Source organism: Nocardia sp. NPDC047038 (assembly GCF_040644075.1).
GTDB lineage: Bacteria > Actinomycetota > Actinomycetes > Mycobacteriales > Mycobacteriaceae > Nocardia > Nocardia sichangensis.
On the sequence record NZ_JBEYVQ010000007.1, the window covers coordinates 21,068 to 44,473 of the forward strand.

24 protein-coding genes are annotated in these 23,406 nt (G+C 69.5%); 11 read left to right on the plus strand and 13 right to left on the minus strand.

Features of this window, described 5'->3' with window-relative positions:
- The first annotated feature begins 99 nt into the window (after nt 1–99).
- The gene (locus ABZ824_RS23105; RefSeq protein ID WP_356965286.1) at nt 100–3,330 is read left to right on the plus strand and encodes a BTAD domain-containing putative transcriptional regulator; all 3,231 of its coding nucleotides are present in this window, start codon (nt 100–102) and stop codon (nt 3,328–3,330) included.
- Here the strand turns inward: ABZ824_RS23105 and ABZ824_RS23110 are convergent.
- Nucleotides 3,308–3,589, minus strand: a complete 282-nt coding sequence (locus ABZ824_RS23110; RefSeq protein ID WP_355080518.1) for a hypothetical protein — start codon at nt 3,587–3,589, stop codon at nt 3,308–3,310. The genes ABZ824_RS23105 and ABZ824_RS23110 overlap by 23 nt on opposite strands.
- Nucleotides 3,590–3,966: 377 nt before the next feature.
- Between ABZ824_RS23110 and ABZ824_RS23115 the strand changes: the two genes are divergently transcribed.
- Nucleotides 3,967–4,122 carry a hypothetical protein gene (locus tag ABZ824_RS23115; protein ID WP_355080477.1) on the plus strand — a complete coding sequence of 52 codons (156 nt, stop codon included), beginning with the start codon at nt 3,967–3,969 and terminating at the stop codon, nt 4,120–4,122.
- Nucleotides 4,123–4,187: 65 nt separating this feature from the next.
- Here ABZ824_RS23115 and ABZ824_RS23120 read toward each other — a convergent pair whose 3' ends face one another.
- The 8 genes from ABZ824_RS23120 to ABZ824_RS23155 are packed head-to-tail and all read right to left on the minus strand — an operon-like array spanning nt 4,188 to nt 11,820.
- Complete coding sequence (locus ABZ824_RS23120; protein WP_356965288.1) at nt 4,188–5,129, minus strand: ABC transporter substrate-binding protein; 942 nt, start codon at nt 5,127–5,129, stop codon at nt 4,188–4,190.
- A gap of 32 nt (nt 5,130–5,161) precedes the next feature.
- The gene (locus ABZ824_RS23125; RefSeq protein ID WP_355080481.1) at nt 5,162–5,869 is read right to left on the minus strand and encodes a class II aldolase/adducin family protein; all 708 of its coding nucleotides are present in this window, start codon (nt 5,867–5,869) and stop codon (nt 5,162–5,164) included.
- Nucleotides 5,870–5,883: 14 nt separating this feature from the next.
- Nucleotides 5,884–7,053 (minus strand): LLM class flavin-dependent oxidoreductase, encoded by a 1,170-nt coding sequence (locus ABZ824_RS23130; RefSeq protein WP_355080483.1) that lies wholly within the window; start codon nt 7,051–7,053, stop codon nt 5,884–5,886.
- Nucleotides 7,050–8,150, minus strand: coding sequence for an LLM class flavin-dependent oxidoreductase (locus ABZ824_RS23135; protein WP_356965289.1), 1,101 nt, complete (start codon nt 8,148–8,150; stop codon nt 7,050–7,052). The genes ABZ824_RS23130 and ABZ824_RS23135 overlap by 4 nt, the downstream gene beginning before the upstream one ends.
- Nucleotides 8,147–9,172, minus strand: coding sequence for an ABC transporter substrate-binding protein (locus ABZ824_RS23140; protein WP_356965290.1), 1,026 nt, complete (start codon nt 9,170–9,172; stop codon nt 8,147–8,149). The genes ABZ824_RS23135 and ABZ824_RS23140 overlap by 4 nt, the downstream gene beginning before the upstream one ends.
- Entirely contained in the window at nt 9,169–9,948 is a 780-nt protein-coding gene (locus ABZ824_RS23145) for an ATP-binding cassette domain-containing protein (RefSeq protein WP_356965291.1), read from the minus strand. The genes ABZ824_RS23140 and ABZ824_RS23145 overlap by 4 nt, the downstream gene beginning before the upstream one ends.
- On the minus strand, nt 9,945–10,784 hold the full coding sequence (locus ABZ824_RS23150) for an ABC transporter permease subunit (RefSeq protein ID WP_356965292.1): 840 nt from the start codon (nt 10,782–10,784) through the stop codon (nt 9,945–9,947). Before ABZ824_RS23150 ends, ABZ824_RS23145 begins: the two co-directional genes overlap by 4 nt.
- 1 nt (nt 10,785) lies before the next feature.
- Nucleotides 10,786–11,820 carry an NrtA/SsuA/CpmA family ABC transporter substrate-binding protein gene (locus ABZ824_RS23155; RefSeq protein ID WP_356965293.1) on the minus strand — a complete coding sequence of 345 codons (1,035 nt, stop codon included), beginning with the start codon at nt 11,818–11,820 and terminating at the stop codon, nt 10,786–10,788.
- A gap of 257 nt (nt 11,821–12,077) precedes the next feature.
- Between ABZ824_RS23155 and ABZ824_RS23160 the strand changes: the two genes are divergently transcribed.
- The 3 genes from ABZ824_RS23160 to ABZ824_RS23170 all read left to right on the plus strand — a co-directional run bounded on the left by ABZ824_RS23160 (nt 12,078) and on the right by ABZ824_RS23170 (nt 14,227).
- The gene (locus ABZ824_RS23160) at nt 12,078–12,827 is read left to right on the plus strand and encodes an IclR family transcriptional regulator (RefSeq protein ID WP_356965294.1); all 750 of its coding nucleotides are present in this window, start codon (nt 12,078–12,080) and stop codon (nt 12,825–12,827) included.
- Nucleotides 12,828–12,972: 145 nt separating this feature from the next.
- Nucleotides 12,973–13,800 (plus strand): SAM-dependent methyltransferase, encoded by an 828-nt coding sequence (locus ABZ824_RS23165; protein ID WP_356965295.1) that lies wholly within the window; start codon nt 12,973–12,975, stop codon nt 13,798–13,800.
- Nucleotides 13,801–13,873: 73 nt separating this feature from the next.
- Nucleotides 13,874–14,227: a hypothetical protein gene (locus ABZ824_RS23170; protein ID WP_355080497.1), complete on the plus strand. Its 354-nt coding sequence runs from the start codon at nt 13,874–13,876 to the stop codon at nt 14,225–14,227.
- Here ABZ824_RS23170 and ABZ824_RS23175 read toward each other — a convergent pair whose 3' ends face one another.
- A complete protein-coding gene (locus ABZ824_RS23175; protein WP_356965297.1) occupies nt 14,228–15,244 on the minus strand; it encodes an NADP-dependent oxidoreductase in 1,017 nt (338 codons plus the stop codon). It abuts the gene before it with no gap.
- Nucleotides 15,245–15,253: 9 nt separating this feature from the next.
- The gene (locus ABZ824_RS23180; RefSeq protein ID WP_356965299.1) at nt 15,254–15,586 is read right to left on the minus strand and encodes a hypothetical protein; all 333 of its coding nucleotides are present in this window, start codon (nt 15,584–15,586) and stop codon (nt 15,254–15,256) included.
- Between the two features lie 174 nt (nt 15,587–15,760).
- Here ABZ824_RS23180 and ABZ824_RS23185 point away from each other — a divergent pair, with 174 nt between their 5' ends.
- Complete coding sequence (locus ABZ824_RS23185; RefSeq protein WP_356965300.1) at nt 15,761–16,567, plus strand: LLM class flavin-dependent oxidoreductase; 807 nt, start codon at nt 15,761–15,763, stop codon at nt 16,565–16,567.
- A 9-nt stretch (nt 16,568–16,576) separates the two neighbouring features.
- On the opposite strand, the gene ABZ824_RS23190 is transcribed toward ABZ824_RS23185, so the two are convergent.
- Complete coding sequence (locus ABZ824_RS23190; RefSeq protein WP_356965301.1) at nt 16,577–17,200, minus strand: LysE/ArgO family amino acid transporter; 624 nt, start codon at nt 17,198–17,200, stop codon at nt 16,577–16,579.
- Nucleotides 17,201–17,274: 74 nt separating this feature from the next.
- On the opposite strand from ABZ824_RS23190, the gene ABZ824_RS23195 reads away from it, so the two are divergent.
- The 3 genes from ABZ824_RS23195 (at nt 17,275) to ABZ824_RS23205 (ending at nt 20,279) form a co-directional block, all read left to right on the plus strand.
- Entirely contained in the window at nt 17,275–18,156 is an 882-nt protein-coding gene (locus ABZ824_RS23195) for a LysR family transcriptional regulator ArgP (RefSeq protein ID WP_355080505.1), read from the plus strand.
- Nucleotides 18,157–18,460: 304 nt separating this feature from the next.
- Nucleotides 18,461–19,210 carry a hypothetical protein gene (locus tag ABZ824_RS23200; RefSeq protein WP_356965303.1) on the plus strand — a complete coding sequence of 250 codons (750 nt, stop codon included), beginning with the start codon at nt 18,461–18,463 and terminating at the stop codon, nt 19,208–19,210.
- A gap of 58 nt (nt 19,211–19,268) precedes the next feature.
- Entirely contained in the window at nt 19,269–20,279 is a 1,011-nt protein-coding gene (locus tag ABZ824_RS23205; protein ID WP_356965306.1) for a zinc-binding dehydrogenase, read from the plus strand.
- A gap of 564 nt (nt 20,280–20,843) precedes the next feature.
- On the opposite strand, the gene ABZ824_RS23210 is transcribed toward ABZ824_RS23205, so the two are convergent.
- Complete coding sequence (locus tag ABZ824_RS23210; RefSeq protein ID WP_356965308.1) at nt 20,844–21,740, minus strand: helix-turn-helix transcriptional regulator; 897 nt, start codon at nt 21,738–21,740, stop codon at nt 20,844–20,846.
- Between the two features lie 254 nt (nt 21,741–21,994).
- Here ABZ824_RS23210 and ABZ824_RS23215 point away from each other — a divergent pair, with 254 nt between their 5' ends.
- On the plus strand, nt 21,995–22,828 hold the full coding sequence (locus tag ABZ824_RS23215; protein ID WP_355080513.1) for an SAM-dependent methyltransferase: 834 nt from the start codon (nt 21,995–21,997) through the stop codon (nt 22,826–22,828).
- A 26-nt stretch (nt 22,829–22,854) separates the two neighbouring features.
- Entirely contained in the window at nt 22,855–23,322 is a 468-nt protein-coding gene (locus tag ABZ824_RS23220; protein WP_355080515.1) for a hypothetical protein, read from the plus strand.
- Nucleotides 23,323–23,406 lie beyond the last annotated feature (84 nt).

The window sequence follows — 23,406 nt, forward strand, 5'->3', positions numbered from 1 at the left end:
TCCTTCCACGAGTTCGGCCTTCGGCGTTCTCATCGTGGGCGCGCCACCTTCCGATTTGTTTGCGGTCGCCTTCCGCCGCCGCTCGCATAGGCTGCCCCAATGCGTTTCGGGGTGCTGGGTCCGTTGACGGTCTGGACGGATGCGGGCGCCGTAGTGCCGATTCCGGGGGCCAAGGTGCGGGCACTGCTGGCCGACCTGCTGGTCACGCCTGGCCAACCGGTATCGGGCGACCGGCTGATCGACGACATCTGGACCGACGACCCGCCCGGCAATCCGGCGGGCACGCTGGCGGCGAAGGCCTCGCAACTGCGCAGGGCGTTGGAAGACGCCGAACCCGGCGGCCGGGACCTCGTGGTGTCCCCGCCGCCCGGGTATCGGCTGGCCGCCTCCGACACCGACGCGCAGGAGTTCCGCGCACTGGTGGCGTCCGCGCGAGCGACGACCGACACCGCCGAGCGGGCCCGGGCGCTCGCCGCGGCGGTCGCTCTCTGGCGCGGGCCCGCGTTCGCCGATTTCCGGGACGCGGCATTCGCCCAGCCCGCCATCGCGCAACTCGAAGAGCAGCGCTTGGTGGCGGTGGAGGAACTGGCGGAGGCGCGGCTGACGCTGGGCGAGTACCGCGAAGTGGCCGGCGAGCTCAGCGAAGTCGTGACGGCGCATCCGCTGCGCGAGCGGCTGCGCGCGGCCCACCTGCGCGCGTTGTACGGCGCGGGAAGGCAGGCCGAGGCGCTCGACGGTTACGAGGATCTGCGCAGGCACCTCGCCGACGAACTCGGCATCGACCCCAGCCCGGAGCTGGTCGCGCTGCAGCGCGCGCTCCTGGCCCAGGATCTGCCGCAGGCCGCGCCGCCGGAGATCGTGGTCGCCCGTCGGCGCAGCTCGAACATTCCGGCGCAGCGCACCGACCTGATCGGCCGCGACAGCGACCTCGCGCAGTTGTGCGACGCCGTCGAGAACGCCAGGCTGGTCACGCTCACCGGGCCCGGCGGCGTGGGCAAGACGCGCTTGTCGCTCGCCGCCGCGGCGGTGCTGCCCCAGCGATTCGCCAACGGCACCTGGCTGGTGGAACTGGCCGCGCTGCAACCGACCGCGACCGATGCCGCCACGTTCCTCGCCGACGCCGTGGCCGGTGTGCTCGGCATCCGCGCCGCCGACGGCGCCGACATCACCGCGTCGTTGTGCGAGGCGCTGGCCGAACAGGAACTGCTGCTCGTCCTGGACAATTGCGAGCACGTGGTGGATCGCGCCGCCGATCTGGCCGAGACGCTGCTCGGCGCGGCTCCCCGGCTGCACATCCTGGCCACCAGCCGGGAACCGCTGCGGCTGCCCGGTGAGGACGTCGTCGCGCTGCAACCCCTCGATGTGCCCGCGCGGAACGCGGCATTCGACGAGATCGCCCGAGCGGGAGCGGTGCGGCTGTTCGTAGCCCGAGCGCGCGCGGGCGCCCGTGATTTCGCGCTCGACGCCGACGCCGCCACGTCGGTCGCGACGCTGTGCCGCAGGCTCGACGGCATACCGCTGGCATTGGAACTCGCCGCCACCCGAGTACGCGCGCTGGGCGTGCACGAGATCGTCGCCCGGCTCGACGACCGCTTCAAGCTGCTGGCCACCGGGCATCGCGGCGTGCCGCCGCGGCAGCAGACGCTGGCGGCGATGATCGACTGGAGCTGGGGACTGCTGGACGCGACCGAGCAGGCGGTGTTGCGCAGGCTCGCGGTGCACACGGGCGGCTGCACCCTGGCGGCCGCGGAGGCGGTGTGCTCGGCGGGCGCCGAGCCCGCGGTGGACGCGTCGCTCGTCGCCGACGTGATCGGCAGGCTGGTCGACCGGTCGTTGGTGCACCCGGCGGGACAGCGCTACCGCTTGCTGGAATCGGTGGCCGCGTTCAGCCTCGACCGGCTGGCCGATGCGGGCGAGTTCGACGCGGTGCACCTCGCCCACCATCGGTACCACCTGGGTCTGGCCGAGCGCGCCGAGCCCGAGCTGTACGGCGCCGACCAGCGTCGCTGGTTGCGTCGGCTGGACGACGAATCGGCCGATCTACGCGCGGCGCTGGACGGTTTCGTGCGCGCGGGCGACGCGGATCAGGCCCTGCGGCTGGTGAACGCGCTCGCCTGGTACTGGCAGCTGCGTGGCAGGCCGACCGAGGCGCGGCGCTGGCTCGACGCCGCGCTGGCGCTCGGCGGCTCGCCACGGCACCGGGCGCGAGCGCTGGCGTGGAGCGTCGGATTCGCTTTCCAGCAAGGCGATTTCGAGGACGGTTCGGCCAAGCGCGCCGCCGTGTTCGATCTGTACGACATGGTCGACGATCCGGCCGGGCGGGCGCGCGCGGAACTCTTCCTCGGCTTCTCCGCACTGGACTCCGGTGACGTGCAGGAGTTGGAAGCGCTGCTGCGCAAAGCTCTTCCGGTCTGCACCGATCTCGGCGACCGCTGGGGTGTGGCCGCCGCGCACGTCGCGCTGGCCAAGGCAGCCCACAATCGGGTCGATCTCCCGGCGCTGGAGCGGCACGCCCGCACGGCCGCCCGGCTGTTCGCCGAACTCGACGACCGCTGGGGCAGGCTCCAGGCCGCCGAATGGCTCGGCGGCCTGGCCGAACTCACCGGCGATCTGACCTCCGCCGCCGATATCCACGCCGAAGCACTCGGCTTGGCGCAGGAGCTGGAGCTGTGGGGGCAGGCGTGCACCCATCTGTGCTGGCTGGGCTGGATCGCCATGCAGCACACCGATTTCGGCCGGGCGCGGGCGCTCGGCGAACAGGCACAGCGCATCGCGGCCGAACACGGGTACGAGCCGGGCCGGTTGTTCGCCGCGCTCGTGCTCGCTTTCACCGCGCGCCGCGACGGCCGAACCGCTGCCGCCGAGCGAATTCTGCGCGAACTACTCGCCCTCCCGCTGGCCGCGGGTGAGGAGACGCCGCTGTTCCTGCCGATGCTGCAAGTCGAGCTGGGCTACATCCTGGAACAGCGCGGCGAACCGAGCGCCGCGTTCGACCTCTATCTGACCGCGTTCGACGGCGCGCAACGCATCGGCGCACCACGCGACACCGCCTTCGCCCTGGCCGCGCTCGCCTCGGCGCTCACCGAGCTGGGCCTGCCGGAGATCGCGGCACAGCTGCTCGGCTCGGCGGCGGCGGTGCGCGAGGCCAACGGCATCGCGCTGCTTCCGGCCGAACGCCCCGACATCGACCGTCCGGCGAACCGCGCCACCGTGGCGCTCGGCGAGCACGCCTTCACCGAGCGCCACGCCGCGGGAACGCGGTCGACTCCACTCGAGGCGCGCGACCTCGCGGCCCGCGCGGTTGGGGTCAGCCGACGATCGAGTTCATGATCGTGCCCGCGCTCGTGGCCACCGCGCCACCGGCCATCGCGCTGGCGACCATCTTCGGCGACTGCAGGGTGCCGCCGTTCCATTTCTCCCACGCGAATCTGCCCCCGCCGTAAGTGATCGCCGTGATGCCGGACAGCTGCACCAACCAGGTGAAGTAGCGGCCCATCTGCATCAGTTTGTCCGCCAGCGGCGGCTCTTCGGCGGTCGGATTATCGAATTGCTGCGCGATCACTGTGTCGTGCAGCGCGGCGAGAATCATGCTCACGTTCGTGCTCCTTTTCGCATGCCGAGGTGATGCCGGAGACAATTCGAGAGAAAGAGCTGCGCTACCGAGATGTTCGGCGCGCCACGGGCACTGCGAGGCCCACGGCCGCCGTTCCGGCGGTTCCGCGTCGTGATCGTATCCCGTTTGCCGGATAATTGCCGGAAAACGCGTGACAAGATCGATTAGACCGCATTGCGAAGGGGTGTTCCGCGCGACACACCGTCGTGCGCATGATTCAACTCACAGCCCTTCCCCGTGCCGGACAAGGCTGCGACCTCTAGGATTTCATTAGGTGCAGGGGCTGATATGACATCGGTGCAGTGCGGCGCCGAACCTTCCGCTGAGATCACCGTGACCGCGGGGAGGGCACAATGCACACCGCTTTCTTGATTCCACTGCTCATCACACTATTGATCGTCACGGCGACGGCCGTTGTGGCCGGTTACGCCACCGTCGTCGCAGCCTATTGGTTCGAGCTGCGCTCCACCGAAAGGCACGGCGGCCGTCCGGATATCTCGCCGCGCTGACCTTCCCGGACAGCCGAATGGGCCGGGGATCGCTGCGACACCCCGGCCCGCCCGTTTCCTCCGATTTACGCCGTTACGCCGGATTCGGCGCGCACCGCGTCGCCGATCCACGGCACGACCGCGTCCCGGACCCGCACCGTCCGCGGTAGCAGGCCGTTGGCGGCCAGGAGATCGGCCGCGTGCTGCTGTTCGTCCAGGAAGTCCTCGGAAACGGGTTCGACACCGAAGGGCCTGCCACGCAGCGCGGCTTCCCACGCGTCCAGGCTCGCCGTCCCGCCGCGAGCCACCACGTCGTCCACGAAGTACTGGGCGGCCGCGCGCGGATTCGCCTTGATCCACGCGTCCGACTGTTGCAGAGCCGTGATGATCGCCGTCAGCGCCTCGCGGTTGCCTTCGGCGAAGTCCCGGCGGGTAAACCACAGCGAGGGGTGGCTGAACAGCGATTCGGTGCCCACGAGAGTGCGCAGGTCGGCGGCCGCCTCGACCGCGGCCAGACCCGGATACGCGCCGACCCACGCGTCGAGGTCGCCGCGCAGCAGAGCCGCGCCGCCGTCGTGCACGTCGACGTCCACCGGCTCGATGTCCTTCCAGGCCAGGCCCGCCTGGTCCAGCGCGAACAGCGCGAGCGTGGTCTGCCAGGAACCGTGGGCGATGCCGACCCGCTTGCCCTTCAGATCCAGCACCGTCTCGATGCCGGAATCGGCCTTGGCGACCAGGCGGCCGTTCTCCACCCGCGGCCCGGAGATACCGACGTAGACGATGTCGCGGCCGTTGGCGAGCGCGGTCACCGGCGGCGTGAAGCCGGTGCCGATGAAGTCGTAGCCGCCGTCGAACAGATGATCCGAATGCAGCGACGGCAGTCCGCGCTCGGGGTCGACCGGAGCCGGGCGCGGCAGCTCGCGCAGGTCGACCCATTCCACGTCGGGCAGCAGGTTTTCCAGGATGCCACGGTGGCGCAGGACGAACAGGGAGTTGTTGTGCGGGAAGTAGCCGACACGAATGGTCATGATCGCTCCTCGATCTCGATGTGCGGGGCCGGTCAGATCAGGCCGCGGCGGCGCGCCTCGTCGGCGAGACCGGTGCGGCCCCACTGCACCGCGAGATTGGACGGGTCGAATTCGACCGAGCCGCCGAGGGTTTCGGCGATCGCCTGATATTGCGCGCCCTCCTCCAGCAGCACCACGAACTTCGCCAGCTCCAGCAGTCCCGAGCGTCCGATGACGTTCGCGCCGCCGTTGGCCTCGAAGATCGCGACCAGATCCGGGTCGTCGACCAGCTTGGACAGGATGAAATCGCCTGCGCCGATGCTGCGATCGATGTGCGGCGGAACGGCCCGGGACAGGGTCAGCCGCTGCGCGGCCGCGTAGCGGATCGGCAGCGTGCGATGGGTCTGCGCCCATCCACCGAGCCACGGTGTGTGGATGTGCACGACGGAGGTGATTTCCGGATGCGCGCGGAACACCTTCGCGTACCCGGTGACGAATCCCGCGGAGCCGGTGCCGGACAGCACCTCGCCGTCGAAGGTGGCGACCACCGGCGCGACGGTGCGGTCATCGGCCCACGGGCCCGGTTCGTTCAGGGCGACGGCGATCTCCTCGCCGGGCACTCGCTCCACGAAATTGACGGTGCCGTTGCCCGCGACGGTGCCGGTCTCCCGGAACACCCGGAATGCCTTCTCGGCGTCGCGAACAGCGGCGGCGACGAAAGCGGTGACGGACTCCGGCAACCGGGTCTCGGTGGTGGTCATGGTCTCTCCTGAATCTATCGAGCGGGGGAAAGGGATGCCGCGGCGGCGGACGCGGTGAGCCGGGATCGGCCGAGCAGCGGGAGCACCTCTTCGCCGACGCGGTAGGCCTCCTCGAGATGCGGGTTGCCCGCGAGGATGAACGCGTCGACGCCGAGATCGATCAGCTCGTCGAGCCGCTGCGCCACCTGTTCGTAACTGCCGACCAGGCCGAACGCGGGACCGCCCCGGATCAGGCTGAATCCGCACCAGACGTTGGGTTCCACCTCGAGGTCCCGGTAGCCGGTGATGGTCTCGGGCACCCAGCCCTGGATGCGGGCGGCCCCGACCGAATCGCCCTTGGCGGCGCGCTCGGCCGCGCCACGGTCGACGAAAGCCCAGCCCTTCTCGATCTCCGCCCAGGCCGCTTCCTCGGTGTGCCGGGCCAGGACGTCGATGCGGACGGCGAATTTCGGTGTACGGCCGATGGTTTCGGCGTTCGCGCGCACGCCGTCGAACTTGGCGCGCAGATCGGCGAACGGCTCCAGCCAGGACAGGTAGTAGTCGGCGTGTCTGCCCGCGGCGTGTACCGCGGCGGCGGACGACCCCGAGAAGTACACCTCGGGGAAAGGCTGACCGGCGATGCCCGGCGCGAGCGCCGCACTCTCGGTGCGGAAGAACCGGCCGTCGTGGTCGTAGGGCTCGCCGTCCCAGACGCCGCGCAGCACGTCGAGGAATTCGCTGGTGCGGGCGTAGCGGTCGTCGTGGGCGACCTTGTCGCCCCACCACAGCTGGGCGGGACCACCGCCGCCGCTGATGATGTTGTAGACCAACCGGCCGCCGGTCGCGCGCTGCAGGCTCGCCGACATCCGCGCGGCCTGCACCGGATGCAGGAAGCCGGGCTGGAAGGCGACCATGAACCGGTAGGTGGTGGTCTCCCTGGCCAGGGCCGCCGCGACCGCCCACGGGTCGTCGGTCACGGGGAACGACGGCAGCAGGCCGCCGAGGAATCCGGCCGATTCGGAAGCCTTCGCGACCGCGGCCATGTGGTCGATGTAGCCGTAGCCGTCGAGCGCGCCGTCGCGGATGGCCGGTGCGATATTGCCCGGCCCGTAACCGTTGGCGTGGCCGCGGTTGTAGCGGCGCGGCGTGCGCAGCGACGCGTGGTCGCCTTCCATGCCGATGCGCCAGTAGATGTCGATGGTCATGCGGTTGCCTCCTGCGCGGTCAGCGTGCGGCCGGCCGGGTCGGCGAGGAACAACAGGTGTTCGCCCGCGCGGTGCAGTTCCTCGATGTGCGGGTGTCCCGAGAGCACCACGCTGTCGACGCCCGCCGTCACATAGGACGAAAGACGGTGCGCTACCTGCTCATAGCTGCCGACGAGGCCGATGTTCGCGGCGTATCCGAGTTCGGCGAACCCCGCCCAGCGGCCGTCGCCCAGATCGTGTTGCCGCGCGCCGGTGCCGTCCGGACGCACCTCGCGCCACTGACGTTCGACGCGGGCCCACGCCTCGTCCTCGGTTTCCCGCGCGACGACCGGCAGCTCCAGTCCGGCGCGCACCGCGCGTCCCGCCGCCGTCGCGCGTTCGCGCAGGGCGGCGATCGCGGTATCCACGCCCGCCGCGGTCTCGGTGAAGACGTGCACGTCCCCGTGCTGGGCCGACAGCTCGAGCGCCGCCGCGGAATCGCCGGACAAGTAGACCGCCGGAAACGGCAGCCCGGAGAGGATGCCGCGGAAACCGCCGTCGATCACGTCGTAGTACGTGCCCTCGTAGTGGAATCCGGTACCGGCGAATCCCGCCGACGGCACCGGAGCGTCGTTCCATACGCCACGGGCGACGGTCAGGAACTCCGCGGCCCTGGCGTAGCGGTCGTCACCGGTGACGCGATCACCGCGTGCTCGCGCGTCCTCGGGATCGGTGTCCATGGCCAGCTGCCAAGCCAGGCGACCACCCGAAATGCGTTGCAGGGTAGCCGACATCTTCGCGGCATAGACCGGAGTGCCGAAAGCGGGCTGGAATTCGACGACGACGCGCGAGTACCGCGTGCCGCGCAGGGCGCCGCCCGCCACGATCCACGATTCCTCGCCGTGCGGATCGTAGGGCGCGAGCACGCCGTCCAGCCCGGCCAATTCGGCGGCATCGACGATCTGGGCGAGGTCGTCGAACGGACCGAACCGCCCCGGCCGCAGGTCGGTCACCGACGTCACCGGCGCGGGCCCGCCGAATCCGCCGCGGTTGCGTCGATCTGGGCGGGCGTGGCGGCCGTCTCCACGGGAAGGCAAGCGCCACAAGAACTCCGTCATGCGCGGACCTTCCCGGACTCGACGATCTCCCTGGCCCGGGCCAGCGGCTCGGGCGCGACCCAGGAATCCAGGTCGAAGTCGGCGGCGAGGAATCCATACGTGTAGAGGAATTGCTTCTGCACGCCGATCAGCTCGATCCGCTCGTCCGACAACGAGGGGTGCAGATCCCGGTGGAAGTTCTCGCCGTACGCCGCGACGACCCCCTCCGGACCGGACAGGGTTTCCCGCTGGAGCACGTCCCGCACTCCGCTCAGATCGCCCGCGGCCCAGTCCGCCGCGCGCAGGCTCTGCGCGAGGAACTCGACGACCACCTCCGGACGCGCCTGGAGTAGCTCCTCGTGCACGGTGATGGGGCGTGGCGTGCCGTTGTTGACCCGGAAGCGTTTGGCCTCGGTGGCGTCCAGGTCCACCGCGACGCGCAGGCCGTGCTCCCTGGCGACCTCTTGCGCCCGGGCCCCCTTGACATAGATGGCGTCCACCTCGCCGCGCAGCAACTCCTCGACGCCCCAGGTGACCACGCGGCGATTCGCCTGGACCTCCGTGCGCACCTGCGGGTTCCGCTCGACGCCGATCTCGGTCACGCGGACGTCGGCGAGGGTATGTCCACCGAGACGCAGCGCGTTCGCGAAACCGTGCAAGGCCATCGCGCGGGGGAAGCTGCGCGGCTGGTCCCGCGCCCACGCCGGGACGCCGATGCGCAGACCGGCCAGCTCGGCGGGGCCCCCGACGGTGGATTCCGGACCGACCAGAATGGCTTGCGCCTCATCGATCCAGGTCAGTCCGATCAACCGGGTCGGCGAGCCCTGGGCGCGCGCCGCCAGGGCCGGAACGTTGCCGCCCTCGCGGATCAGCCCGGACAGGTCGTGCAGGAAATGGTGGCCGGCCAATTCCGGCCCGGCGTCCTGCAGGACGCCGAACTCGAGCCCGGCCCGGGTGGCGGCGTCGCCGAGCCAGCCGAGGCTGTGCGCGAGCCCGCTCGCGGTGGGCACCGGGCAGCGGGTGTACCAGAGGGTGTCGGTCATGAGGCACTCCTTGGAGCGGACGTGGTGCTACCCACGCCGAGCCGGCTGAGGAAAAGTGATCGGAAATGCAGGGTTTCGGGGTCGGCGCGGTCGCGCGGACGGGCCACGTCGATGTCGACGTCCACGGCGAAGCGCCCTTTGTCCAGGATCAGTACCCGGTCGGCCAGACGGATCGCCTCGTCGACGTCGTGGGTCACCATGAGCACCGCGGGACGGTGCCGGGCCACCAGATCGCCCACCAGATCCTGCATCTGCAGGCGGGTCAGCGCGTCCAGCGCCGCGAACGGCTCGTCGAGCAGCAGCAGTTCCGGTTCGCGAACCAGGGCGCGGGCCAGCGCCGCGCGCTGCGCCTCGCCGCCGGAGAGCGTGGCGGGCCATTGCCTGGCTTTGCCGTCGAGGTTGACCTCGGCCAGTGCGCGTAACCCGGCTTCGCGGTTGTGCCGGGAACGCCGCTGTCCGACGATCACGTTCGCCAGCACCCGTTTCGAGGGGATCAGCCGCGGCTCCTGGTAGACGGTGGTGCGCCGCGCCGGGACGAGCACCTGTCCCGCGTCCGGCGCCTCCAGTCCGGTGAGCAGGCGCAGCAGTGTGGTCTTGCCGGTGCCGCTGGGCCCGAGCAGGACGACGAACTCGCCGCGCCGGATGGTGAGGTCGACGCCGTCGAGCACGGTCTTGGCGCCGAACGACTTGCGCAGGCCGGTGATCGAGACGGCGACCGGCTCCTCCCCAGCGGGTGCGGTGACCACCTCGGCTCCAGGTTCGGTAATGGTGGTCATCGGATCGCCACCTGTCCGCGCCATGGCATAGCGAAGCGCTCCGCCAGCCGCACCAACCCGTCGAAGACCAGGCCGAGCAGTGCGTACAACACCACGCACAGCACCATGTAGTCGGTGCGGTTGTACTCCTGGGCCAAGGTGACCAGGTAGCCGACGCCCTCCTTGGTGCCGACCTGCTCGGCCGCGATGAGACCGGTGATGCTGATCGACAGGCACACGCGCAGCGCCATCAGCACGCCGGGCAGCGCTGAGGGGAGGATGACCTCCAGCACCAGCCGCGGCCCGATCAGCCCGAAACTGCGAGCGGCCTCGACCATCTTGCGATCGACGTTGCGCACGCCGAGATAGGTGTAGGCGTACATCGGCGCGACCGTCGCGACGGCGATGAGCAGCACCTTGTACAGCTCATCGATGCCGAACCAGGCGATGAACAGCGGCACCAGCGCAAGGAACGGCACCGCGCGCAGGATCTGCATGGTCGAATCGACCAGTTCCTCACCGAGACCGGACAACCCGGAGACCAACCCCAGCGCCAGCCCGATGGCCACGCCGATCCCGACGCCGAACGCGGCGCGGGTGAACGACGCCACCGCGAAGTCGAACAACTGGCCGGTGCCGAGCAATTCGGTGAACGCCGTCCACACCGCGGGCGGTCCCGCCAGCACGCGCTCGGAGATCGCTCCGCTCGCGGAACCCGCCCACCAACCTGCCACGATCACTGCCGGCAGCAGGAACCGCAGCGGCACGGAAAACCATGCGGGCCTGCGCTTGCCGACGCGCGTGCGGGGCGGGGCGAGCTCGGTGGGCCCCAGCCCGGCCGCCACGACGACCGCCATCTCAGCTGCCCGCCTTCAACGATGCCAGCTGCTCGGGCGTCAGCTTCGACTTCAGGTCGTAGAAGATGTCGGCGGCGGTGACCTTGCGGGTGACGACGCCGTTGTCGAAGAAGGTGTTCACCACGTCGGCCAGCGCGGTGGCGTCGGTCTCGTTCGGCAGGTGCGGCACGGTGGCCTCCGCCCCCACCCGGTAGGCGTCCGACAGCCGCTGGCCCGACAGGGCGCGCGGGCCGGTCTTCTCGAAGACGTTCTCGAACTCGGCGGGGTTGGCGCGCTGCTTCGCCGTGAGGTCCTGCAGCACTTCGAGGTATTTCGCCGCGATGTCCGGACGCTGATCGAGCACCTCGGTGCGGAACACCACCACCGAGTTGTCGTTGGAGCCGATGCTCTTCTCCGTGGCGATCTCGACGCCGCCGTTGGCCTTGGCCTCCTGGTAGGGCACCAGGAACGACGACCAGCCGTCCACCTTGCCGGTCGCGAACGCCGAGGCGGCGTCCTTCTGCTGCAACGGAACCCTGGTCACCTTGTCGGCCGGGACGCCTGCCTGCGCGAGCGCCTTGAGCAGGATGTATTCGCCCTTGGCCGCCGGGTTCACCGCCACGCGTCTGCCGACCAACTCGGCGACCGAGTGCACGCCCGATTCCGGAGTGACGATGATGCCGCTCTGATCCTTGCCCGCTGGATCCTGTACCGCGACGATCCGCACACCGACGTCCTTGGACAGCGCGCCGACGACGGGGCTGAACGCCGCGCCGGAGACGTCGAGTTCTTTGGTGTTGAACAACTTCAGGTTGGAGCTGAAGCCGGGGGTGATGCTGACCCACTCGATCTTCGCGCCGAGTGGTGCCAGCGCGGCATCGAAGGTGCCGTCGCGCTTGCCGACCGCCAGCGGCCCGGAGTTCCCCGGGTCGGCGACCTTGAGCACGAAGGAAGCGCCTGCGCCGGTGTCGCGGTCGGTGTCCGAACCACACGCGGCGACGAGTGCGACTAGGGGAACGATCGCCAGCGCGATGCGCATGAGGGCTTGCCGCCACATCGTGAGGACTCCTTGTCCGAATCGTCGATCAATGCTCTCGGAGAGTAGGGACGGCAGCGCGGGGTCACGAGGTAATGCTTTCCGTAGATCGGAAAGCTTGACATATCGAGCTCTCTGTACTGCCCGGACTTAATGCGACTGTGAACGTGGATCGAACCCCGCCATCGCCGATCGGTCCACGCTGCTCACACGAGAGTTTTCCAAATAACGGAAATAGCAAACTCTCTGGTCCGCATGCTTGTGTTACCGTCACAGTCGTGGAACCCTCCGGCGTGCAGACCGTCACCCGCGCCCTCTCCGTGCTGGACTGCTTCCGTGACGGCCGGGAGCGCGGCGTCTCGGAGGTCGCGCGGCAACAGGGTCTGGCGGTCAGCACCACGCACCGGCTGCTGACCACGCTGGTGCAGGCGGGTTTTCTGGAGAAGAACGCCGAATCCAGTCGATACCGCATGGGCGGCGCGCTGGCCGAGTGGGGGCAGATCGCCTACCGCCAGCACCGGATCTACCTCGCCGAACCGTATCTGGAGCAGCTCGCGGGCACCACCGGGGCAAGCTGCTCGGTCGCCACCCGCCACGGCATCCACGCCGTGCTGCTCGGCACCAGCCGGTGGCGGGAGACCGACGGGCACAAACTGCAGGGCGTGCGGCTGCCCCTGCACGCCAGCGCGCTCGGCAAGGCCCTGCTCGCCTGGTCCGAGGCCACCGACGAGCAGTTACGCGAACTCCCCTACGACGAGGGCACCGAGCGCTCGGTATCCGGCCCCGGTGAACTGCGCGCCGAGCTGGTCACCACGCGGGAACGCGGATACGCCTACAACGACGAGGAACTCGATCCGGGCTTCCGCACCATCGGCCTGCCCATCCTCGATCCGGCGGGCCACTGCCGGTTCGCACTCGGTCTGCGCGGCCCCACGACACTGATGATTCCCGAACGGGTGCCGTTCTTCGTCGAACTCGCGAAGGTCACCGCCCAGGAGATCGCGGCCAGATTCGCCGCCGCCGACTGACTCTCCGGAAACGGACCAATCGGCCGAATTACCGCGCATTGTGGACGCGTCACCCTATTCTTGACGCGTAATTCGTAGCGCGAGGTCGCCTTTGGAGGCGACAGGGGTGCGGCGCCGGTCCTGCGTCGCCGGGAAGGGAGTCGCCATGCCGGACGGTCACGCGCAAGTGCGCGCCGGATCGTCGACCAAGCTCGACACGAGCCTCCCCCATGAGGCACGGGTGTACGACTACTGGCTCGGGGGCAAGGACAACTACCCCGCCGACCGCGCCCTCGGCGACACGGTCGCCATGCACATCCCCGGTATCCGCGACATGGCCCGCGCCAACCGCGCGTTCCTCGGCCGGGCGGTGCGCCATCTGGCCTGCGAGGCGGGCATCGATCAGTTCCTCGACATCGGCCCCGGTCTCCCCACCGCGGGCAACACGCACGAGGTGGCCCAACACACCGATCCGGCCGCGCGGGTGGTCTATGTCGACAACGATCCGCTCGTGCTCGCTCACGCCAGAGCACTGATGGCGAGCACGCCGCAGGGCAGGATCGCCTTCCTGGACGCGGATCTGCGCGATCCGAGCGCCATCCTGGACGCACCCGCCTTGGCCGATACCTTCGACCAGGACCGGCCCATCGCGATCCTGCTGGTCGCGGTCATGATGTTCTTCCGCGACAGCGACGACCCGTACGGTGTCGTCGGCCGACTGCTGGACGCCGCCCCGTCCGGCAGCTATCTGGTGCTCACCCACTTCACCGGCGATTTCGACCCGCGCCCGATGGCGCGCGCGGCGGCAGCCGCTCAGCAGGCCGGCATCGCGTTCCAGCCGCGCAGCCAGGCGGAGACCGAATCCTTCTTCGCCGGAACGGAACTCGTCGAGCCGGGAATCGTTCCGGTGGACGCGTGGCGCCCGGACACGGATGCCGCCCCGGCCGCGACGCGGTCCGCCTGGTACCTGGCCGGCGTCGGACGCAAACCCTGAGCGGCGTTTGAGCCGCCGCCGTTCGGCAATCACGTCGGAGGAACCGGCGGCCAGGGACGGCGAGGTGGTGAACATGGTCGAAGACGTCGAGAAACGCTGGCGCGATCCGCGCGGGTTCCGGCGCGCCGCGACCTACGTCGCTTCGGTGCTCGCCACCGCCGCGCTGGTCTTCCTGCTGGCCGTGCTGTGGGCCGCGCAGCGCGAGTGCGCGGACGCGGACAACCTGCTGTGCGATACCGCCGCGCAGGTCGCCGTGGTGCTCGGGCCGTCGGTGGTGCTGCTGATCGGCGGCATCGGCGCCTTCGTCGAAACCTACGTGCAGTGGCGCCGCGGCCGGACCTGGCCCATCTGGCAGGGCGCGGGCTGGTTCCTGTTCGTGCTGATGGTGGTCTACCTCGGGATCGGCGGCGGCGCGGTGGCGAGCTGATCAGTCGGCGACCCGCACCACCAGCTTGCCGAAGTTGCGGCCCTCGAGCATGCCGATGAACGCCTCGGGTGCGGCGGCCAAGCCGGACACGACGTCCTCGCGGTACCGCACGCGTCCGTCGGCGACCCACTCGCCCATCTCGCGCAAGAATTCCGGATACAGCTCACGGACGAATTCACTCTGGATGAACCCGCGCACCGTGAGGCTCTTGGTCAGGATCCGGCTGTAGTAGGCGGGCAGCCGGTCCGGGCCCTCCGGGGCGCCGGTGGCGTTGTAGTTTGCGATCAGCCCGCAGACGGGCACACGCGCGTAGGTGTTCAGCAGCGGGTACACCGCGTCCGCCACCGCGCCGCCGACGTTCTCGAAATAGACATCGATGCCGTCGGGGACCGCCGCCGCGAGCTGCTCGGCGAAATCGGGAGCGCGGTGGTCGAGTGCGACATCGAATCCGAGTTCGTTCAGATATTCGACCTTGCGCGGGCCGCCCGCGATCCCCACCGTGCGGGCGCCGTCGATCTTGGCGATCTGGCCGACGGCCGAGCCCACCGGTCCGGTGGCCGCGGCGACCACGAGCGTCTCGCCCGGCTGGGGTCTGCCGATCTTGCGCAGTCCGGCGTAGGCGGTGAAGCCGGGCATGCCGAGCACGCCGAGGGCGGTCGAGACCGGAACCTTGCCGGGGTCGAGCTTGCGCAGTCCGCGCGCCGGGACGACGTCATGGGACTGCCACCCCGAATAGGCCAAGACCACATCGCCTTTCGTCAGCGACGGGTCGCGGGATTCGACCACTTCGGCCACGGTCGCGCCGACCATCACCGCGCCGATCTCGACCGGATCGGCGTAGGACTTCGCCGAACTCATCCGGCCCCGCATGTACGGATCGAGCGACAGGTACAGGGTGCGCAGCAGAACTTCGCCTTCGCCCGGATCGGGGAGTTCCGCGGTCTCGGTCCGGAAATTCTGCGCGGTGGGCGCACCCACCGGCCGGGAAGCAAGCACGATTCGCGTCGACTCGACCATGCGCCCACCCTAGCCTCGAGCGCGGGCGCCACCCGCCCATGTCCGTTCGTGTCCGACGACCACCGCCGCACCGATTCCGACCGGAGGAAGAAGCCGCCGTTCGACTCCAGCGTCCGGCTCCAGATCCAGCGCCGGTCGCCGGAGGAAGAAGGCAACCGCGTCGGCGAGGTCCGCGCCGCGCTCGAGTGCGGTCATGCCCGCTACGCCCGCGACCACGCCGATGTCGGCCACGACACCGCGTTCGGCCGGGCTACGGTCCCGACCGCTGGTCGATGCGCTGCCCTCCCGCGAGTCCGACCGATCCGGAATGTCGCGCGGACCACGCTGCTCGCCGACTAGCATCAGCCGGTCCGCGACATACGGTCGGCCCACGTCATCCGTGCCCGCCTGCGGCCCGCACCGGAGGCGGTCGCCGAAACTCGCTACGCGGCAGCCGAATCGATGTGAGCGTCCGGGATATCGACTCGAGCGAGCGGAACATTGGCTCGGACGCGAGGTGTTCGTAGCGTCGGAAGCATGACCTTGGAAATCGGCATCATCCTGCCCACCTCGACGCCGGACCCCGCGAAACCCATCCTCGGCGACGTGCGAGCCGCCGCTCGCCTGGCCGAAGCGAGTGGCCTCGACTCGGTATGGTCCACCGATCATCTCGTGGCCAGCGCGCCGATCCTGGACAGCACCGTGGTGCTGGCCACCGCCGCCGCCGCGACCGATCGCATCCGCATCGGGTACGGCGTGATGCTGCTGGCCTTGCGGCCGGTCGCCTGGGCCGCGAAGCAGATCGCCACGCTGCAGTACGTCTCCGGTGACCGGCTGATCCTCGGTGTCGGCACCGGCAACCCGGCGCACGGGGATGTCGGGTGGCGTGCCGCGGGCGCGTCCTTCGCCGAGCGCGGCCGCCGCACGGACGAGGCGTTGAGTCTGCTGCCCGATCTGGTCGCCGGGCGGCCGGTCGTCCTTCCGGACGGCACCGAGGTCGCCTTGGCGCCAGGTGCGACCATGCCGCCGGTGCTCGTCGCGGGCGACGCCGAACGGGCGCGGCGGCGCGCCGCCGCCTATGCCGAAGGCTGGGTCGCCATCGGACTCGAGCCGAGCGAGATCGGCGCGCACGTAGCCGAATTGTCCGCACTCGCTGCGGAATACGGCCGTCCGCCGCTCACTGTGACGGTCGTCGCGCCCCCGCTGGCCACCGATCCCGGTCAGGCCGCCGAGCAACTGTCCGCCTACGCGGAGGCGGGCGCGGCGCGCGTCGTCCTCGCCCTTCCCGGCCCGGAGTGGCAGGCCGGCTACGAGTTCGCCGCAAAGATCAAGGAGCAGTTGTGAGCGCGGCCTTCACCCGATGCACAACAGTCCCAGCCCGAGGACGAGCAGCACCGCCGCGATCACCGAATCCAGCACGCGCCACGCGCGCGGACGGGCGAACAGCGGGCCGAGCAGGCGCGCGCCGAAGCCCAGTGCGGTGAACCACAGCACGCTGGCCAGCATCGCCCCCGCGCCGAGGAACCAGCGATCCGGGCTCGCGTACGTGCTGGCGAGGGAGCCGAGCAGCACCACGGTGTCCAGGTAGACGTGCGGGTTGAGCCAGGTCAGCGCGAGGGAGGTGACCACCGTCGCGCCGAGCGCCGCGGTGGTCCGCCCGGATTCGGCGCTCAGCGCGGCGGAGCAGAACGCCCGCCGTGCCGCCAGCACCGCATAGCCGATCAGGAACGCCGCCCCGGCGTAACGCGCCACCACGAGCACCCCCGGGGCCGACTGCACGACCACGCCGAACCCGCCGACCCCGGCCGCGATCAGCACGATGTCGGACACCGCGCACACCGTCACCACCGCGAGTACGTGCCTGCCACTGATCCCTTGCCGCAGCACGAACGCATTCTGCGCACCGATCGCCACGATCAACGACAGGCCGAAGCCCAAACCGGACACGGCCGCCACCACCGCCGAGGAAACGCTCACGTCCAGCGACGCTAAGGCCGCGGATCATACCCAGACAAGCTAAAGATTCTTATCTATCATTACGCTTCCTTAATATGGATCTCCAGCTCGACCAGCTCCGCGCACTCGACGCCGTGATCACCGAGGGGACCTTCGACGCCGCGGCCCGACGGCTGAGTGTCACGCCGTCGGCGATCAGTCAGCGGATCAAGGCGCTGGAGGACGCCGCGGGCCGGATTCTCGTGCAGCGCACGAAACCGGTGCGCGCCACCGAATCGGGGCTGGCCGTCCTGCGCTTGGCCAGGCAGATCCAGTTGTTGACGGGCGATACCGCACGCGAACTCGGCGGCGAACCCTCCGACGGCCCGATCCGGGTGCCCATCGCGGTCAACGCCGATTCCCTGGAGACCTGGGTGCTGCCCGCGCTGGCCCGCGCACCGCGCGGCGTGTGCTTCGAGATCCATCGCGAGGACGAGGAACACACCACGCGTCTGCTGCGCGACGGCACCGTGATGGCGGCGATCACCTCGACCGCCCAGCCGGTGCAGGGCTGCAAGGTCGATCGACTCGGAGCGATTCGCTACCGGCCGATGGCGAGTCCGGAATTCGCCGCCAGCTGGTTCGCCGACGGGGCGACGGCGAAGTCCTACGCCGCGGCTCCGGTCGTGCTGTTCGACCGCAAAGACGACCTGCAGGATCGCCTGCTGCGCAGGCGCGGTCGCAAACCGCTGAATCCGCCACGCCACTATGTGCCGTCCTCCACCGGATTCGCCGAGGCGGTCCGGCTCGGGCTCGGCTGGGGGATGCTCCCCGATCTGCAGACCCGCGACGGCCGAGCCGACGGCCGCTTGGTCTCGATCGATCCCGGCGTCGTCATCGATGTCCCGCTGTACTGGCAGCAGTGGCGTCTGGACTCCCCCGCCCTCGGTGCGGTCGCCGCGACCATCGCCGCCGAGGCGGCGAACGTCCTCCGCTGAAATCGGACTTACCCCTTGCCCGGCAACATGTTCCGTTCATGACACCGCCGAGGCAGGGTGCGAGCACCCTGCCCCGGCGGCACCGTATCCGAGAAGGCGCGACCGTGGGCACGGTAGCACCGCCAGTTTGTTCGGAGCCCAGGACGAGTTGGATGGCCGCCGTCCACCGCACCGCACGACACCAGGGCATTCGAGTACCTCGTATCGCTCCGCATCGCGACCCGGCGAGGTAACTTGATCTCCGCACGCCGACCGAAAGCTTCAGCTCCATCCCGCACCCACCCGAGATGCACAGGAGTTCACTTTGGCACGGCACCGTCGCCCGAACCACTCGCGCACCCGCGGCGCGCTCGCCATCGTCGCCGCGCTCGGCATTCTGCTCGCAGGCATCCTCCCCGATGCGGCGGCGCGCCCGATCGGCCCCTACGACGTGGGCGGGGCAATCGAAGCGGAGTACGACGAGGCCGGTGGGCCCGCGTTTTTCGGCGACCCCGTCACACCCGAGGACTCCGCCGCGCGCGGCGGCCGCTACCAAGCGTTCGAGCGCGACTCGTCCATCTACTGGCACCCCGACACCGGCGCCCGTCAGGTCGGTGGCGCCATCCGCGACAAATGGGGCAATCTCGGTTACGAGGGCGGAGCGCTCGGCTACCCCGTGGCGCGGGAGGTGGCGACACCATCGAAGCCGGGAAGCTACAGCGTCTTTCAGAACGGGTCGATCTATTGGTCGCTCGGCACCGCCGCGCATCAGATCGGCGGCGTGATCCGCGACAAGTGGGGTTCCTTCGGCTGGGAGAGCAGCCCGCTCGGGTTCCCCATCACCGACGAATCCCCCGCCCGCGCGGGCAACGGCCGCTACAACCTGTTCGGCGGCGGCGCCATCTATTACGCCCCGCGCACCGGCGCCCATGTCGTCTGGGGATCCATCCGCGAGAACTGGGAGGCCGCGGGGGGCGAAGCCGGGCGTTACGGCTACCCCACCAGCGACGAGTACGACTTCGAGAACGGGAAAGCCCAGGACTTCGAGGGCGGCCGCCTCACATGGACGCCCTGATCGATCGCCCCGGAACGCACGGCGCACATCAACCGATCGGCCTGCTGAGGAGTTGAACATGCTTGCTGGACGACTGTTCCCGCGTGCCGCCGACGGGCATCGGTTCCGCCTGGAGGACGTCCCGGTGCCGACCCCGGGCCGGGGTCAGGTACTGATCGAGGTGGCGGCCGCCGGTGTCTGCCTGTCGGATGTCCACCTCATCGAGGGCGTGCTGTCGCCGATGTACCTGGCCGGCGACGCGGTCACCCTCGGGCACGAGGTCGCGGGTACGGTGCACACCCTCGGGCCCGAGGTGCAGGGCCCCCAGCCGGGCGACCGGGTGTTGTTGCAGGCGGGCGAGATCCGGGACGGCAAAACCTACACCCGCGGCGTGGACTACGACGGCGGCTGGGCGGAATACGCGCTGGCCACCGCGGACACCCTGGTGCCGATTCCCGACGACCTACCGTTCGAGCAGGCCTGTTTCATCCCCGACGCGGTATCGACGCCGTGGGCCGCCATCACCCGTACCGGTCAGGTGCGGGCCGCGGAGTCGGCCGGCGTGTGGGGCGTGGGCGGGCTCGGCGCGCACGGGGTGCAGTTGCTCCGGCTGATCGGCGCCGCGCCGATCATCGCGGTCGATCCCTTGCCCGCCGCCCGGCAGCGCGCGCTCGAATTCGGGGCGGACCTCGCATTCGATCCGTCCGACCCGGAACTGGCGAAAAAGGTATACGCCGCCACCGCGGGAGCGGGACTCGATGCCGCGTTCGACTTCGCCGGCTTCGCGCCCGTGCGCGAACAAGCCGTCGGATGTCTCGCCGACGAGGGACGCTTGGTGCTGGTCGGGCTCACCGACAAGCCGATCACGATCACCAACGGCACCATCTTCAGTTTTCGGCAGCAACAGCTGCGCGGGCATTACGGCTCCGAGCCCGACCATGTGCTCGAACTCGTGCGCCTGCGCCGCGCGCATCGGCTCGATTTCGCCAAGTCGGTGAGTGCCGTGCTCCCCCTGTCCGAAGCGGACAAAGCGGTACACGCGTTGGAAAGCAAGGAGGGCAATCCGATCCGGATCGTGCTGACGCCGTGAACTATCGGCAATCCGGACATCGGAGCGGTTCGCGACGGCTCCGCCGGCGACCCCAACTCGCGTTGGGGTCGCCGTGGCCGAACCAGCCAGTGCCCGAGCCGATCCTCAGACCCCGACCTCGACAGGGATACTGCCACACCACGGCGGCCGCGTCGCATCGGTGATCGTCCATCGGTACGTACATGCGCGCGTGCATGTGCATTGGCGCCACCGGTCTCGAAAACCTCGAAAATCGAGGTGAACGCAGGCTGATCGATAACAAATCAGTATCGGATGCAATGCGCCGATATCGAACTGTTACCTTCCGTCGATCGCATTTCATCGAGTTCTCGCCGACGACAACGGATTTCACGTCACGCAGCGAGGATTCGATTCGGAGCCTTCGCTCTCCGCCGCTCCGCGCCGACCGACCGGTTTCCGAACGCACGACGCCGCCCCGCCATCGACAGCACGCCGCGGCGACTCCTCGGTCGCCCGCGACCCTTTTGGCAAACTTCCCGCGCCGAGCCGGCGCACACACGTGGAGCACGGATACCGCACTCGGAAACAACGATCGAGTCAGTCCTATTCGCCGGATTGCGACTCGGTGAGCAGCTCGCGCAGGAAGCGCACGCTCTCGGCCGGGGAAAGCGCCTCCACGCTGATCCGGTTCATGACCGACATGTACAGCTCGACATCGCGCTGTTTGTCGAAATACAGGGAACTGGTGAGCTGCTCGGTGTAGACGATGTCGGGCAGCTCGGGCTCGGGAAACCGGAGGATGCTGAACGGGCCGCCCGCGGCGGAGTGCCCGCCCGCCGCATACGGCAGCACCTGGATCCGGATGCTGGGACGGTCGGCCATCGCGACCAGATGCTCGATCTGCTCGCGCAGCACCTCCACTCCGCCGACCGGCCTGCGCAGCGCGTTCTCATCGATGACAGCCCATAGCGTGGGAGCGGCGGCACGGTAGAGGATCTGCTGGCGGCGCATGCGGATGGCGACGCGGCGTTCGGTCTCGTCGGTATTGCCCAGCTGGATCACCGCCCGTGCGTAATCGGCGGTCTGCAGCAGCCCGGGGACGAACTGCGCCTCGTAGGTGCGGATCGTGGTGGCGGCCTGTTCGAGGCCGATGTAGGTCTCGAACCACGCCGGGAGCAGATCGCTGTAGTGCTGCCACCACCCCGGGTCGTTGGCCCGCCGAGCCAGTTCGAAGTACGTTTCGCGTTCAGCGGGCTCGACAACTCCGTAGAGGTTCAGCAGGTCGTGCAGATCGCGTTCCTTGAACCCGGTCCGGCCCAGCTCCAGCCTGCTGATCTTGGCATGCGATCCACGGATCGCGTCGCCCGCCGCCTCCCTGCTGATTCCGCAGCCCTCGCGCAGCTGACGCAACCGGCTGCCGAGCGCGATCCGCAGTACCGTCGGACCACGTTCTGCCGCAGGGAATTCGGCGTTGTCACCACTGTCCTCGTCGTTGGTCATGCATGCCTCCGGCCGATCGGGGGTTAGACCGCGCGGCGTAGTGCCTCCACCATCACAGCTGTCGGAACGTCGGCTGACGATCCTACTCGGCCGCACGCAAACGCCGGCCCGGACGCGAGCGCGCGCCGCGAATCGGATACGCACGAATGGATTCGCAAGAGCGCCAACGCAATATCCGGGCCGGATTCCCCGGCGCGCCGAGACGGCTGTGCGTAGAGTCGCCCCCGACGGTGGCCACGCGGAGGAGGAGCGCCATGACGTCGGCAGAGGGATCGACCCGACTAGCGGGTGTGGACCCGGAGATACCCAGTATCGCGCGGGTGTACGACTATGCCCTCGGCGGGACGGACTGGTTCGAGTCCGACCGGCAGGTATACCAGCGCTTGAAGAAGGCGGTGCCGCACCAGGACGATGTCGGCGCCGCGAATCGGCGCTGGCTCGAGCGGGTGGTCCGGTACGTCACGCGGTCGGCGGGCGTCGACCAGGTTCTCGATCTGGGCAGCGGACTGCCCACGCAGAAGAACACCCACGAGGTCGCCCAGGAACTCGGCGCCGAGGTCGCGGTGGTCTACGTGGACAACGACCCGATCTGCGCCGCGCGCGGGCGCAAGCTGCTGGAAGCCAACGAACGCACGCACTTTCTCGACCTGGACCTGACCCGGCCGGACGACGTGCTCGACGACCCCGCGGTCAACGGCTACCTCGATCTGACCCGACCGGTGCTGCTGATGCAGTGCGGCACCTTGCACCACGTCGACGACGATCGGGACCCCGCGGGCATCATGCGGCGGTATATCGATCGCCTCGCCCCGGGGTCGTATGTGATGATCAGCCACTTCTTCGATCCGGCCGCCGAGAGCGAACAACTGCACGCGCTGGCCAGACTGGCCGAACGAGCACTGCACGACGGGGGCCTCGGCACCGGACGCTGGCGCACCCGCGCGGAGATCCAGGCTTTCTTCGACGGATTGGAGATGGTTCCACCGGGATTGGTGGAGCTGCACGAATGGTGGCCCGGCGGCCCAGCGCTGCGCACGCCGTGGCCGGATGAACGTCTCATGCTCGGCGGCGTCGGCCGCAAAACCTGAACCCGTCCCCCACCACGGAGCCCGACATGACATCGAACGACGTGCGGATCACCGATCAGGACATCCAGGACAAGCTGACCGGTGTCCTCGGTTTCACCAGCATCGACCTCGCCACGTCGAAAGCGGGCGTGAACTGGTGCTCGAACGCGTTCTTCGCCGAGCTGAACGGCGATCCGTTCCGCTTGACGCTCGTGCTCGAGTCGGGCGGACGGACGTTGGACTGCTTGCGCGCCAATCCCAGCATCGGAGTCAAGGTCGTCCCCGACGGATTCCTCAACCCGTTCGCACAAGGCCTCGGCACGGCCGTGGTCCGCACCGGCGCGAGCGAACGGGAGGAGACGTTCCGGACGCTGTTACGGAAGGAGCCACAGATCGAACCGTTCTTGTCCACGCCCATCGAGGCGGTGGAGGTGCACATCGACTGGTGGCGCGTGACGCATGTCCAGGGCGGGTGGCTGCCCGGACGGGTGCTGTACCGGCCCGGCGCGTCCTGAGTCATCGCCCGCAACCGATGAATACCGACCGGTTCCCATTCTCGGTCGCGCTCGGCAAGACCACCATCGGTTCACGAAAGCAGC

What these genes read in the sequence shown, in the direction of transcription:
- ABZ824_RS23105 (WP_356965286.1), top strand. Translation starts at nt 100, where the DNA reads ATGCGTTTCGGGGTGCTGGGTCCGTTGACGGTCTGGACGGATGCGGGC.
- ABZ824_RS23110 (WP_355080518.1), bottom strand. Translation starts at nt 3,589, where the DNA reads ATGATTCTCGCCGCGCTGCACGACACAGTGATCGCGCAGCAATTCGAT.
- ABZ824_RS23115 (WP_355080477.1), top strand. Translation starts at nt 3,967, where the DNA reads ATGCACACCGCTTTCTTGATTCCACTGCTCATCACACTATTGATCGTC.
- ABZ824_RS23120 (WP_356965288.1), bottom strand. Translation starts at nt 5,129, where the DNA reads ATGACCATTCGTGTCGGCTACTTCCCGCACAACAACTCCCTGTTCGTC.
- ABZ824_RS23125 (WP_355080481.1), bottom strand. Translation starts at nt 5,869, where the DNA reads ATGACCACCACCGAGACCCGGTTGCCGGAGTCCGTCACCGCTTTCGTC.
- ABZ824_RS23130 (WP_355080483.1), bottom strand. Translation starts at nt 7,053, where the DNA reads ATGACCATCGACATCTACTGGCGCATCGGCATGGAAGGCGACCACGCG.
- ABZ824_RS23135 (WP_356965289.1), bottom strand. Translation starts at nt 8,150, where the DNA reads ATGACGGAGTTCTTGTGGCGCTTGCCTTCCCGTGGAGACGGCCGCCAC.
- ABZ824_RS23140 (WP_356965290.1), bottom strand. Translation starts at nt 9,172, where the DNA reads ATGACCGACACCCTCTGGTACACCCGCTGCCCGGTGCCCACCGCGAGC.
- ABZ824_RS23145 (WP_356965291.1), bottom strand. Translation starts at nt 9,948, where the DNA reads ATGACCACCATTACCGAACCTGGAGCCGAGGTGGTCACCGCACCCGCT.
- ABZ824_RS23150 (WP_356965292.1), bottom strand. Translation starts at nt 10,784, where the DNA reads ATGGCGGTCGTCGTGGCGGCCGGGCTGGGGCCCACCGAGCTCGCCCCG.
- ABZ824_RS23155 (WP_356965293.1), bottom strand. Translation starts at nt 11,820, where the DNA reads ATGTGGCGGCAAGCCCTCATGCGCATCGCGCTGGCGATCGTTCCCCTA.
- ABZ824_RS23165 (WP_356965295.1), top strand. Translation starts at nt 12,973, where the DNA reads ATGCCGGACGGTCACGCGCAAGTGCGCGCCGGATCGTCGACCAAGCTC.
- ABZ824_RS23170 (WP_355080497.1), top strand. Translation starts at nt 13,874, where the DNA reads ATGGTCGAAGACGTCGAGAAACGCTGGCGCGATCCGCGCGGGTTCCGG.
- ABZ824_RS23175 (WP_356965297.1), bottom strand. Translation starts at nt 15,244, where the DNA reads ATGGTCGAGTCGACGCGAATCGTGCTTGCTTCCCGGCCGGTGGGTGCG.
- ABZ824_RS23180 (WP_356965299.1), bottom strand. Translation starts at nt 15,586, where the DNA reads ATGCTAGTCGGCGAGCAGCGTGGTCCGCGCGACATTCCGGATCGGTCG.
- ABZ824_RS23185 (WP_356965300.1), top strand. Translation starts at nt 15,761, where the DNA reads ATGACCTTGGAAATCGGCATCATCCTGCCCACCTCGACGCCGGACCCC.
- ABZ824_RS23195 (WP_355080505.1), top strand. Translation starts at nt 17,275, where the DNA reads ATGGATCTCCAGCTCGACCAGCTCCGCGCACTCGACGCCGTGATCACC.
- ABZ824_RS23205 (WP_356965306.1), top strand. Translation starts at nt 19,269, where the DNA reads ATGCTTGCTGGACGACTGTTCCCGCGTGCCGCCGACGGGCATCGGTTC.
- ABZ824_RS23210 (WP_356965308.1), bottom strand. Translation starts at nt 21,740, where the DNA reads ATGACCAACGACGAGGACAGTGGTGACAACGCCGAATTCCCTGCGGCA.
- ABZ824_RS23215 (WP_355080513.1), top strand. Translation starts at nt 21,995, where the DNA reads ATGACGTCGGCAGAGGGATCGACCCGACTAGCGGGTGTGGACCCGGAG.
- ABZ824_RS23220 (WP_355080515.1), top strand. Translation starts at nt 22,855, where the DNA reads ATGACATCGAACGACGTGCGGATCACCGATCAGGACATCCAGGACAAG.